Here is an 11,553-nt window from a genome sequence, read left to right as displayed (position 1 = left end):
CGCGATGGTTAAGGCGGGCTAAATCGGGGGCAGCCACGTCCCTGCCTATCCGCGGCGTCATTGCCGGGCTTGACCCGGCAATCCATCCTTTTTCGAAAGACGATGGATGCCCGGGTCAAGCCCGGGCTTTGACCGATACTGACAATCGCGTTGAAGCGGTGTCAGGCGCGGGTTTGTAGCCTGGTTTTCCGGTACGGTCGATCCAGTCGAGGATGGTGCCCAATTCGCCTTGCAGGGTGATGGAGAGGTCGCGCCGCGTCGGGCCGGGCGCGATGACGATGCGGTCGATAATCTCACGGATGGCCTCGGCAGCCTCCGCGGCGTCGTCGGGATGGGCGAGCGCGGCGGTCAGGCGTTCGATCCTGCGCCGGTAGGTCTCGGCGATGCCGGGGTGCATGTCGGGAACGTCCTGCGGGGCGTCCGGCACGCGGGCGGTGAGGCTTTCCTGTCTGGCCTCAAGCTCGGTGAGCCGGTCGGATAGCGCACGGTGCCAGCCGCCTTGCTCGATGACGCGCACGATCTCGGCGATCGCCTTCGCGGTCTCAGTAAGTTCGCGGCGTGTGGCGTCGGCTGTATTGCGGCGCTCGCGATTGAGCCGGTTGGTTTCCTGCGCGTAGGCACGCATGGCTTCGGCCGCCATGTCCGGCGTCATCATGCGCTCGCGCAGCCCGGTCAGCACGCGGGCTTCCAACGCCTCCCGGGCGATGGTTCGGGCATTGTCGCAGCCGTTGCCCAGGACGTGGTTGGTGCAGGCGTAGCGATCCTGCCCGCGACGGGCATAAGAGCCGCCGCAACAGCCACAGAACAACAGGCCGGACAGCAAGGTGCGTGGGCGATGCGTGGCGTTCATTGCGCCATTCCGGGCGAGGCTGCGCTTCGTGCCCTCGCGCGATGCCTCGATCCGGGTCTTGTAGCGCGCCGTCAACTCGTCCTGCTTTGCCTTGGCGGCGTCCCAAAGCTCCTGCGGCACGATGCGAAGCTCGGGCGCCTCCGAGCGTATCCATTCGCTTTCAGGATTGAGCCGATAGGCGAAGTGGCCGGTGTCGGGGTTCTTGAGTTTTCGCTGCCTATTCCAGCGGATGACTCCGATGTAAAGCTCGCAATTCAGGATGCCGGAACTGATGATCCGGTTGCCCCTGATCGTGGTGTCATTCCAGCGCTTGCCGGTGGGGCTTGGGATGCCGTCGCGGTTCAAATCGGCGGCGATGCGCTGCGGCCCCTTGCCGGCGACATATTCGCGGAAGATGCGTCGCACGATCTCGGCTTGTTCCTCGATGATCTCACGCTCGCCCCGGATCGGCTCGCCGCGTGCGTCAAGCTGGCGGATGACGCGGTAGCCATAGGCGTTGCCGCCGCCGATCTTGCCGGCCTCGATGCGGCCGCGGATGCCGCGATGGGTTTTGATGGCGAGGTCTTTCAGGAACAGCGCGTTCATGGTGCCTTTGAGACCGACATGAAGCTCGTTGATCTCGCCCTCGGAGAGGGTGAAGATCGTCACGCCCGCGAAACGCAGGCGCTTGAAGACGCCGGCCACGTCCTCCTGATCGCGGCTGATGCGGTCCAGCGCCTCGGACAGCACCATGTCGAAGCGGCCTGACTGCGCGTCGGCCAGCAGCGACTGGATGCCCGAACGGATCAGCGAAGCGCCCGAGATGGCGCGATCGGAATAGCTCTCCACGACAGTCCAGCCCTCGCGAGTGGCACGCTCGCGGCACTGGCGCAACTGATCTTCGATGGAAGCATCGCGCTGGTTGTCGGAAGAATAACGAGCGTAAAGGGCGATACGAGACATTGGCGTTTTTCCCTTCCTCTGTTCGGTCATTTGCGCTTGGTGGGCCGCGCCGGGTGGGCGGCTTCCAGAGCATCAACGACGGACTTGAACGGCAGAATGAGACTGAGCGGGCTACTGTCGAGCAGCGGCATTGCGCCAAAGCGTTCGTACCAGCGCGCCGCCTTCTCATCCTTGGCGTCGATCGCCAGCGCCACGCCACCGACCTGAGCCGCCACGGCGAGCGCCCTCGCACCCGCTGCAAGCAAGAGGTCACCCCCGAGCCCTTGGCTCTGCATCGAAAGCGCCACGGCCAGACGGGCGAGCCGGAACACGGCGACTTCATAGCGCCCCAACCCCTTGGTTAGGGCGACAGGGACTTTTGCGAAAGCAATCGAGGCCGGGCTGATAGAGTAGTAACCGAGAATGGTTTGGGGCGCGGTTGCAGCTACCGCCACGAAGGTCTTGGAACCACCGCCCTCGTGATTCTGGCGGGCGTGCCGGCGCAGATAGTCGTTCAGTTCCGGCGAGCCGCAGTCGAACGCCTTGCGATCATGATCGCGTCCGATGGGTTCTTCTCGCCAATCAAGCACGCTTCCGGCCTCTGGCGATCCGGCGGCGTGCTGCGGCAAGCAGGGCCGGTGTCGGGGCCGGTGGGTTTTCCAGAAGGTCGAGCACGCGCAGCGAATCCCGCTTCGAAAGCGAGAGCCGTTCCGCCTGTTCGACTACATCGCGCGCGGCCGGCAGAGCGGCGCGCATGATGAAACTGGTCACGTCGAGCCGCTCATGGGCGGCGGCGGCGGTGAGAAGCCGCTTCTCGTCCCGCGTGGTGCGCAACTCGATACGGTCGTCACGATTGGATTGGGGCTGGGCCATTGCTGTCTCCTTCATGTACGGATAATATCCGTACTAGTGGGCAAAATCAAGATGGCTCCTGTTCATCGCCGGTTTCCGAGGCGTTGTCGTTGGCGGCTTTGGCAACGCGCGCAGCAAAATCCTCGCGCGCCATGCGGCGGCCGATGATACGGGCAAGCCGGAGGGCGACATCGTTGACCTTACGCAGCGCCTCGGGATCGGGGCTGTCAGCATCGCCGTTATCGTTGGCCGCGGTGAGATGCGCCTCGCGATCGGGCGGGTCAGCCGGCACCATGCTTGCCCGCCTTTCCGCCGAGTTCATTATTGTCGTTGGCGGCGCGCCATCCAACCGGATCGGCGACCCAGCGGTTGATGTCGGATTCGCGCCAGCCCGCGCCGTTGGTGCTGATTTTGATCTGAGGCGGGAACGTGCCCTTACGGATATTGCGATAGATGGTGGACCGCGACAGCCCGGTTCGGGACAGAACGGTCTTCATGCGGACGATACGATCTGGCTCACGCATGGTTGCGCCGCCTCCTGCTGGTTGTTTCTGATGGCTGTTGAGATCAGACAGAACCAGCAGTCGCGTACGCGCAAGAGAATTTTTCGCGTCGTAGTGCTGTGGCGTAGAATCGGCGGCAAATACTTGCAATCGGCGGAATCGATTCAGGTCGTCAAACAGTGCGCGCAGCGGTTTTGGAACAACGCCGTGCATCAAACTGCCTCCGCCTCAGGCTGAACGAGCGAGGCTCGGTCCAGCGGTTCGGAGACAGTTTTGGAAATGCTTATCCCGACCGGTAGGGAGAAACGTCGCGAGCGATCTTTCTCCCTACCGTCGCCAGCACGGAGATGCGTCGGCCCTGCGCCGCCGCGCCCCAATCACAATCCGAGTCCTCGCCCTCTGCCGAAGTCGATGCCGTGAGTGAAGGCGAGCTCGCGACCAAGGCTGCGGCCTGACTCGAAGTCGATGCCGAGTTCGCGCTTGCGGCCCGCGAGGATGGACTCCAGTTGCGGATCGCGCTCCAGGCTCTTCGCCATGTCTCCCATAGCCGCCCGCGTTGATTTGTAACTCGACATATCGCCGGCCTGATACTGGCGCTGGCTGGTCTGGTCGAGCTTCTGCCAGCGCGCGACGAAGCGGTCGGCGCGGCGGTTCGGATCAGTGCGGATTTCGGTCTCAAGCTGAAGGGCACGGACGGCGCGGCCAGTCCGGCCCGATCCTGCTTCATGGGCAAGGCTTTCGTCCTTGGCGTAGGCGGCTTCCGCATCCTCCCAACCATGGGGTCGCACCTCATCGAAGGCTTTGCGGGAATCGACCAGTTCCCTCCGCTGCTCCGGGCTGGCCTTGCCGCCCATGTCCTCGGTGTTGAATATGGCATCGACGGCGCGGGCATGACGCTTGAGAGCTTCGGTGCGGGCGCGACGGAGCACGGCCTCCGGGTCATCGGTAACCTCCCTCGCGAGCGTTTGGGAATCACGTCGCGCCTCCACACCCGCGCTTTCCCTTTCCGGCCGCTCTCCGGCGGTTGAACCAGGCGCTCCATCTGCGGATGGGCGCAGGCTGTCGAACATGCCGCGCACCTTCTCCGGTACGACCTTGCGCACGATCTCGGCGACGCGCTCGCGGAAGGTGATGCCGCGCCGCTCGGCGTAGCTTTGCACCGGATCGGCGCGCTCATAATCGGACGCCATGTCCTTGGCGCGGTCGCGCGACAGGGTGCGAACAAGTCGATCCCGACCGGCGAAGTCGTCGCGGCCGTAATGCAGGTCCATGCCATCGCGGTGCCGTGACAGCGCGACGTAGCTGCCATGGGCGTCCATGCCTGGCGTTGTCAGCACATGGGTGCGGTCCACCGTCATGCCCTGCGCCTTGTGGATCGTCGCGGCATAGCCGTGGTCGATGCGGTTGTAATCCTTGAGGTCGAACGCGACATTGCGTCCGTCATCGATACGTACCGACATGGATTGCTGGCTGACGTGCTCGATGGTGCCGAGCGTGCCGTTCTTGACGCCGAGACTGCGCTCGTTTTGCAGGAACATGATGCGATCCCCGACGGCAAAACTGCGCGCGCCGCGTTCGACTTTCAGGTGAACGTCCTCGCCCAGATCACCGGCTGCCCGCATCCGTTCCCGCGCACCCTCGTTCAGTTCCCGCACCTCGTCATTGGTGTGGGTGAGAATGATGCGGCTCTTGTCCGGCGACGCCTGCCGGTCGCGGTCCCATCGGTCGATCAGGTCGCTGCGCGCCTGCTCCCGGGTCTGGGCTTCATGCACCATGCCGCCGCTGTCATAGGCATGGATCGCATCGCCGGTCCGGCCGGTCGCCAGATCACGGGTGGCATCGCGCTGCCAGTCCTCGCGCTGGCGGCGCACCTCGCCGATCTCGACGCCGCCGTGACGCTCGTGGATCGAGCGGAACGCCGCGCCCGCTTCGATGGATTGTAGCTGCTGCGGATCGCCGACCAGCACGACCTTCGCGCCAGTCTCGGCGGCATGGGACAGCACGCGCTCCAACTGGCGCGTGCCGACCATGCCGACCTCGTCGATGACAAGCACATCGCGGGCGGTGAGCCGGTCGCGGCCCTGGCCCCAGCCATGCTCCATGCTGGCGATGGTGCGTGACGCGATGCCCGATCCGCTTTCCAGATTCTCGGCAGCGATACCGGACAGCGCCACGCCGCGGACCTCGTAGCCTGCCGCTTCCCATGCCTCCCGCGCCACGCCCAGCATCGCGCTCTTTCCCGTCCCGGCATAGCCGACCACGATCCCGAGATCGCGCCCGTCCGTAATATGCGCCAGCGCATCCGCCTGCTCGCCGGAAAGGACAAGGCCGCGCTGTTCCGCACGCACAAGAGCGTCGAGTCTATCCCTGTCATTGACCTCATGGCGCTCTCTATCGGCCATCAGTTCGGCAGCGCGGTGCAGGCGCTGTTCCGCCTCGATCATGTCGCGCGTGGTGAAACGATCCTCGCCGCGACCGTCCTTGCCCAATTCGACCAGTTCGGGCGAGCCGCGCATCGCGCCCATGACCTCGTTGAACTGGTCGAGGCCGTCACTGTGCCGGTGCGCGAACTTCGCCATGTCACGGCGCGTGAAGGTCGATTGCTGCTGTGTGATCGCGTCGAGCGCCACCGATGGGTCGGCGATGATGCGCGCGCCATTGTTGCGGGCAATCTCGCGGTGCATCTCCGCGCGGTCAGCGGCTTCAATGCCTTCGCCCTCAATGCGCTGAGCAGGCGCGCCAATCTGGCTTTGCGGCTCCAGAGCGATGCCCTGCGCCTCAAAACTGCGATGGTCGATCCGGGTGTCGATGTCGAGTTCGGCAAGGCGCTCGTTGGCAAGCTCGGCCCAGCGTTCCCGCCAGCGCTTCACCACTTCCGTACGGTTCCAGCCCCGCACCTTCGGGCCGAAACCGTCTTCGCCAACCGACCGCATGGTGAGCATGACATGCGCGTGGGGTTTGGGCATGCTGTCCTCGCTGATGTCCCAATGCACATTCAGATCGGCGATCATGCCCTGATCGACAAATTCGGCCTGTGCGAAGTCGCGGGCAAGCTCGATGCCTTGCGCCTGCGTCATCTCGCGCGGAATGGCGAACTCAACCTCGCGGGCAAGCTGCGCGTCCTTGCGCACCTCGAACGCCTCCACGTCGTTCCAGAGCCGTTCACGATCCTCCCAAACATCGGGCGCGTTCTCCGGCAACAGCACCTCGGAATGGACGACGCCGCGCTTGGCGGTAAAGTCCTGATCGCGGCCAAGCCGCTCATCGTGCAGCCGCGAGGCCGAGCGGTAGGCGGCGGACGCCACCGCGCTGGAGCCAGACTTGCGGCTAATGATCTTGACGTGGAGATGATAGATCGCCATTGCGATCGGATCATTGGCACGCTCAAGCGCCCGTCGGAACGACGTATAAGCGCGCCCTCCCTCGAAAAAATCTCGGGATGGACCAGACCGTCGCAAGCTGTCCCGGCAACCTTACAGCATTCCGCAAGTCGCTCAACTATCATCACTGCATTGACAATCTACGGAGACGATGATGCGCAAGCCACGGAACTTTGACGCAGAACTGAAGGCGCTTGAGGACAAGGCGCGCGACCTCAAGAGCCGCAAGGTGCAGCAGCTTGGCGAACTCGTCATCGCCACCGGCGCAGATAGCCTCGGCACCGACGAACTCGCGGGCGCTCTGATGGTGCTGGTCGAAACCAAGGACGCCGCAAAGCGGGAGGCATGGGCCAAGCGTGGGGCCGCGTTTTTTCAAGGTCGGGCACGGCGAACTGCTCCAGCAATTGAGCGCAACACTGGCGGCGCTCAAACGCAACCGCGCGGCACGCAACCAGCATCAGGCGGCGCGGGCGCGACATGATATGCGAAGCTGGCAGATCGAACGCCGCAGACGCACCCGGCATCTGATCGAGCTCGGCGGCCTCGTCGTCAAAGCCGGAATCGTGGACCTCACCGGTGATGATCGCGCCACCATCTACGGCGCGCTCATCTGGATGGCCGACAAGCTCCGAAGCGAAGACGGCGAACGCGCGCGCAAGCTATGGTTCGAAAAAGGGGGAAGATCGATGTTCGCAGCGGAACGTTCAGGCGGTCATGACAGAACTCAACCGCCGCGGGATTGGGCGTAACTGATGGCGGGCGGCGCGGAGACCTCAAATATCCCAGCGCCGCTCGTCATCGCGCGGCTTGCCGCGCAAAGGCAACGGGCCGGATAGCCTCGTCTGTGGAGGTTTATCATCGACCGCCAGCTTGGCCGCGAAGTCGCGGGCGTCGTTCAGGGCGGTTCGGTATCCTGGCAGTTGGGGCGGCAGAGGGGATTGGTCTATGACTTCGCCCAACTTGTGTCCAACATTCCACTGCTCGCTGCGTAATAGCCCAAGTCTCGATTGAAGGGAGCAATACCGTTCACCCAACGTGTTCCCTCGATAGGTTCCTGCCGCACCACTTCGGTGACGGGCAACATATCTAGGTATTCGTCACCTCCTCTTGCCCGGAGGCCGCAGCGAGCGCCAGGCGCGCTAATGCCGGAAGAGATTTTGCCCCGGTTCTCTTCATGATTGCGGCGCGATGATTTTCGACGGTACGCTGGCTGATGCTGAGATCGGCCGCGATGTTCTTGCTGGGGTGTCCGGCCAGCACGAGATCCATGATCTGGTGCTGTCTCGGCGTGAGACTCGCAATGTGGTCGGTCGCTACCTTTCGCCATGCCGACAGCTTGGCCGCATCTCGGGCCTGTTCGAGCGCGCGCGCGACGCTGGCAAGGAGCTCCTCGCGGCCGATCGGTTTCTCGATGAAGTCTCTCGCGCCCGCCTTCATGGCCTGGACAGCCATCGGCACGTCGCTGTTGCCGGTGATCATGATAGCGGGCAGCCGATCACCGGCACAATGGAGCCGTTCCAATAGTTCAAGGCCGGTCATCCCAGGCAGGTAGGCATCGACCAGCAGGCAGCCTGCCTGACCGGGCCGATAGGCATCGAGGAAAGCCTCACAGCTCGCGAAACCCTCCACGACCCGCCCGTCGGCTTCGAGCAGGTCGCGTATCCCGTCGCGGACGTGGCCGTCGTCATCGACAATGAAGATCACGGACGTTTCGGAATGCGGGGCGGCTTCAGCCCGCTGCGGCGGCGGCGGATGAAGCGCGGGTTGCGCGATGGAAAGCAGGCGCTGGATTGCTTGCAGGACGTCTGTCGTTTTGACCGGTTTGTTGAGTTGCAAACAGTCCTGGCCGGCAATGCGTCGCAAGGCATCCGTCGAAATGTCGCCCGTCAAAACAATGACCGGTATATGACGATGCAGTCTCTCTCTAATCTTCGCGGTCACGAGAAGCCCGTCCATGCCGTTCGGCAGATTGTAGTCAGCGAGGATTAGGTCAGGCTGAAAACCACCATGAATGACCAATTCCAGCGCTGCGGGACCGTTGGGCGCTGTTGCCGGACGATGACCCTCCTCCTTAAGGATCATTTCGAGGAGTTCACGCAATTCCGTGTCGTCTTCGACGACCAGGATCGCGCCGGTGTGCTGGCCGCCATCATTCGCGAGGCCGCTTGCGACATGAGGACGGTCTTCCACTGATGACACCCCGGCCGCCGGAAGCATGACATCAATGGAAAAGATCGAGCCCTTCCCTGGGCGCGAGCGGACCTGCACGGGATGACCAAGCAGGGTCGCCAGGCGCTGCACGATGGACAGTCCGAGACCGAGGCCGCGGCTGCGTTCGTGCGCGGCGTTATCGAGCTGGTGATACTCGTCGAAGATTGCGTGAAGATCCTGCTCGGCGATGCCGGCTCCAGTATCGCAGATCTCGATCCTGAGCATCCCGCCATGCCGGCGGCAGCCAAGCAGCACCTTGCCGTGCCTAGTGTACTTCAAGGCGTTCGACAGCAGGTTGCGGACCATCTGCTCAAGCAGGCGCGGATCGCTATGGACCGAAAGACAGCACGGGACAACGCGCAGGATGAGATTCTGGGCTGTGGCGTGATAGCTGAACTCATCGCGCAGCTGCTCCAGCATGTCGCCGATAGGGAAACTCACGAATTCAGGATGGACCGTTCCGGCCTCGAGCTGGTTGATATCGAGCAGCGTGTTGAGCATGCCCGACATGGCGGCGGCCGTTTCGTCAAGACGGGTCACCAGCGCCAGCGCTTCGTCCTTCTTGTGGTCGCGAATCTTCCGGGTCAAGGCGCCTTGCATCAAACTGAGGGCTTGCAGCGGCTGGCGAAGGTCATGGCTCGCGGCGGCGAGAAATCGGGACTTGGCGATACTGGCCTGTTGCGCCTCGCGCTTGGCAGCCTCCAGTGCATCGGCCGTGTGTTTGCGCTCCGTGATATCGGCGAAGGTGATGACGACGCCCTCCACGCCGTCATTCTTGGCGCGATAGGGGAGTATCCGGCGGACGTACCAAAGACCGTTCCTGGCCTGAATCTCTCGCTCGATCGGCGCGAGGGTTTGCAACACCGTACGAGCATCGGCAAGGAGAGCACCGTCGTCGGCCAATGAGTTGAGGTCGGCGAGCGGTCGCCCGATGTCGGACGGGATGATATTAAAAAGCGCTTTGGTCGCCGGGGTAAAGAAACGGATGCCGAGATCAAGATCGAGGAAAACAGTTGCGACGTCCGTGCTGTAAAGGATATTCTGGAGATCGTTCGCGGTCGTCCGCTGCCGCTCCAGCGTTTCCTGAAGCTGACTGTTGAGGGCCGTAAGCTCCTCGTTCATCGACTGCAACTCTTCCTTCGATGTGAGCAGCTCTTCGTTGGTCGATTGATATTCCTCATTGGCGGATAAGGCCTCCTCGTTGACAGCCTTCTGCTCTTCGTTCGATGTTTCCAGACTGTGGATTGCGGCTTGCAGTTCCGTTCGTGTCGCTTCCAATTGTTGCTCGAGCTCCGCGACATATGCACGATCGGGCGGCGCAACCATTCGGCTTCGCTTATGGATCGTCGCGGGACTCTCTATGAAGCAGACCAGCAGCAGATCCTCGCCTTCGATCAAGGCCGGTTGCACGGCAATCTCGAACGAACCAGGCTTGCCTTCGTGGTTCGTCCGGCCGCCCGGGATCACGATGCGGGCCTTCTCCTGGATGGCATGATGGATCGCCGCCCTGAGCTTGATCCGCAGGTGTGGGCGCACCATCGTAAGCAGATCGTAGCTCGGAGGGCCCTGGGGCACGCGTAGGTAGCGTTCGGTCGGTCCCAGGGAATAGAGCCATTCCAGCTTGCTGTTGATCAGCACCGCGGCGGGCGCATACATCTCGACGATGAGGCGGCGGCACCCCTCGGCGAGCGCGACTTGCCGTGACGGCGTTTGGCCCTGTGGCGCGCGTGCGGGGAGCCGCGCGCCCTCGGCCGATCCGAACAGAAAACCCGTCTCTCCGGGGTGGGCGCGCCCGATATGTCGATAGATGCGATCCGCCTTCGAGATGATCTCGAAGCGTCCTTTGGAATTGCCGATTGTCTCGGCACTGCCCAGCAGGAGAACGCCTCCTTCGCGCAAGGCGAAGTGGAAGAACGAGATCACCTTCTCCTGCGCCTCGGGGCGCAGATAGATAAGCAGATTTCGGCATGAGATCAGGTCAAGGCGCGAGAAGGGCGGGTCGGCCAGCACGTCCTGCACCGCGAAGACGATCGTCGCCCGTAGTTCCGGCAAAATTCGATAGCCGTGCTCGTCCTTCGAGAAGAAACGGATAAGTCTCGCAGTCGACACTTCCGCCGCGATCGTTTCCGGATAGAGACCCTCCCTGGCCGTCGCGACGGCATCCGGGTCAACGTCGGAGGCGAAGATCTGAAGCTTGATCTCTCGCTTCGCCGCCGTGATTTCTTCGCGAAAGAGCATGGCGAGAGAGTAGGTTTCCTCGCCGGTGCTGCACCCGGCGATCCAGAGACGCAGCGGCTGATCAATGGAATGGTTGTTGACCAGATCAGCAACGACCGTCTTGGCGAGGACGTCGAACACGCCGGGATCGCGGAAGAAGCTGGTGACGTTGATGAGCAGATCCGAGGCCAGCCGATCGAGCTCTTTTTCATCGCTTCTCAGCGCATCAAGGTACCGCTCCATGTCGTCGGTCTCGATCGACGCCATGGCCATGCGGCGCTCGATCCGGCGCCGCAGCGTGCCCTCCTTGTAGAGCCTGAAATCGTGGGCCGTTTTTTTCCGGAGCAGATCGACGATCTCTGGCAACCAATCCGGTGCAGGGTTTTTTGTGGGGGACGCCGCTGCGCGCGTGAGTGCCATTCGCCGATGAAATTTGATGAGCGCGTCCGGAATGCTCGCCAGCGGTAGAACAAGATCGACCGCGCCGGTCAGGGTGCCGTCCGGAATGCGGTTGGAATTCAGTGGCGCGTTCTCCGGTAACATGAAGGTATCGTTTCAGGCGGCAAGGTCAATCGGCTGATCAATGGGTTTTGTGGAAAGCGTCTGCCACCCATCCACC

Annotated in this window: 9 protein-coding genes and 1 pseudogene; 3 read left to right on the top strand and 7 right to left on the bottom strand. The window is 63.0% G+C overall.

Translation table 11 applies throughout. From position 1 onward, the window contains the following. Nucleotides 1-115: 115 nt before the first annotated feature. The 6 genes from AB7F49_RS34310 to traA form a co-directional block, all read right to left on the bottom strand. Entirely contained in the window at nt 116-1,792 is a 1,677-nt protein-coding gene (locus AB7F49_RS34310) for a recombinase family protein (RefSeq protein ID WP_428530721.1), read from the bottom strand. Between the two features lie 26 nt (nt 1,793-1,818). Then, nucleotides 1,819-2,361: a GNAT family N-acetyltransferase gene (locus tag AB7F49_RS34305; RefSeq protein WP_428530718.1), complete on the bottom strand. Its 543-nt coding sequence runs from the start codon at nt 2,359-2,361 to the stop codon at nt 1,819-1,821. After that, a complete protein-coding gene (locus AB7F49_RS34300) occupies nt 2,354-2,644 on the bottom strand; it encodes a DUF1778 domain-containing protein (protein ID WP_428530715.1) in 291 nt (96 codons plus the stop codon). Before AB7F49_RS34300 ends, AB7F49_RS34305 begins: the two co-directional genes overlap by 8 nt. A 46-nt stretch (nt 2,645-2,690) precedes the next feature. Beyond that, entirely contained in the window at nt 2,691-2,918 is a 228-nt protein-coding gene (locus tag AB7F49_RS34295; RefSeq protein WP_428530712.1) for a hypothetical protein, read from the bottom strand. After that, nucleotides 2,905-3,147 carry a helix-turn-helix transcriptional regulator gene (locus AB7F49_RS34290; RefSeq protein ID WP_428530724.1) on the bottom strand — a complete coding sequence of 81 codons (243 nt, stop codon included), beginning with the start codon at nt 3,145-3,147 and terminating at the stop codon, nt 2,905-2,907. The genes AB7F49_RS34295 and AB7F49_RS34290 overlap by 14 nt, the downstream gene beginning before the upstream one ends. A gap of 356 nt (nt 3,148-3,503) precedes the next feature. Beyond that, nucleotides 3,504-6,488 (bottom strand): Ti-type conjugative transfer relaxase TraA, encoded by a 2,985-nt coding sequence (gene traA, locus AB7F49_RS34285; RefSeq protein ID WP_428530709.1) that lies wholly within the window; start codon nt 6,486-6,488, stop codon nt 3,504-3,506. Nucleotides 6,489-6,660: 172 nt separating this feature from the next. Here traA and AB7F49_RS34280 point away from each other — a divergent pair, with 172 nt between their 5' ends. The 3 genes and pseudogenes from AB7F49_RS34280 to AB7F49_RS34270 all read left to right on the top strand — a co-directional run. After that, nucleotides 6,661-6,987 carry a conjugal transfer protein TraD gene (locus AB7F49_RS34280; RefSeq protein WP_428530706.1) on the top strand — a complete coding sequence of 109 codons (327 nt, stop codon included), beginning with the start codon at nt 6,661-6,663 and terminating at the stop codon, nt 6,985-6,987. 1 nt (nt 6,988) lies between these two features. Beyond that, nucleotides 6,989-7,255, top strand: coding sequence for a conjugal transfer protein TraD (locus AB7F49_RS34275; RefSeq protein ID WP_428530703.1), 267 nt, complete (start codon nt 6,989-6,991; stop codon nt 7,253-7,255). 96 nt (nt 7,256-7,351) lie between these two features. Then, nucleotides 7,352-7,498 (top strand): annotated as a pseudogene (locus tag AB7F49_RS34270) (DUF3363 domain-containing protein); the annotation flags it as partial. Nucleotides 7,499-7,592: 94 nt separating this feature from the next. Here the strand turns inward: AB7F49_RS34270 and AB7F49_RS34265 are convergent. Further along, nucleotides 7,593-11,354 (bottom strand): CheR family methyltransferase, encoded by a 3,762-nt coding sequence (locus AB7F49_RS34265; RefSeq protein WP_428530700.1) that lies wholly within the window; start codon nt 11,352-11,354, stop codon nt 7,593-7,595. Nucleotides 11,355-11,553: the final 199 nt, after the last annotated feature.

It is taken from the genome of Pseudorhodoplanes sp. (assembly GCF_050250235.1).
Classification (GTDB): domain Bacteria; phylum Pseudomonadota; class Alphaproteobacteria; order Rhizobiales; family Xanthobacteraceae; genus Pseudorhodoplanes.
Note: the sequence above shows the minus strand (reverse complement) of the source record. Positions and strands in the feature narration are given on the sequence as shown.

Bases quoted from the DNA above. Each gene is read 5' to 3' on its own strand.
- AB7F49_RS34310 (WP_428530721.1), bottom strand. From the start codon at position 1,792: ATGTCTCGTATCGCCCTTTACGCTCGTTATTCTTCCGACAACCAGCGC.
- AB7F49_RS34300 (WP_428530715.1), bottom strand. From the start codon at position 2,644: ATGGCCCAGCCCCAATCCAATCGTGACGACCGTATCGAGTTGCGCACC.
- AB7F49_RS34295 (WP_428530712.1), bottom strand. From the start codon at position 2,918: ATGGTGCCGGCTGACCCGCCCGATCGCGAGGCGCATCTCACCGCGGCC.
- AB7F49_RS34290 (WP_428530724.1), bottom strand. From the start codon at position 3,147: ATGCGTGAGCCAGATCGTATCGTCCGCATGAAGACCGTTCTGTCCCGA.
- traA (WP_428530709.1), bottom strand. From the start codon at position 6,488: ATGGCGATCTATCATCTCCACGTCAAGATCATTAGCCGCAAGTCTGGC.
- AB7F49_RS34280 (WP_428530706.1), top strand. From the start codon at position 6,661: ATGCGCAAGCCACGGAACTTTGACGCAGAACTGAAGGCGCTTGAGGAC.
- AB7F49_RS34275 (WP_428530703.1), top strand. From the start codon at position 6,989: ATGCGAAGCTGGCAGATCGAACGCCGCAGACGCACCCGGCATCTGATC.
- AB7F49_RS34265 (WP_428530700.1), bottom strand. From the start codon at position 11,354: ATGGCACTCACGCGCGCAGCGGCGTCCCCCACAAAAAACCCTGCACCG.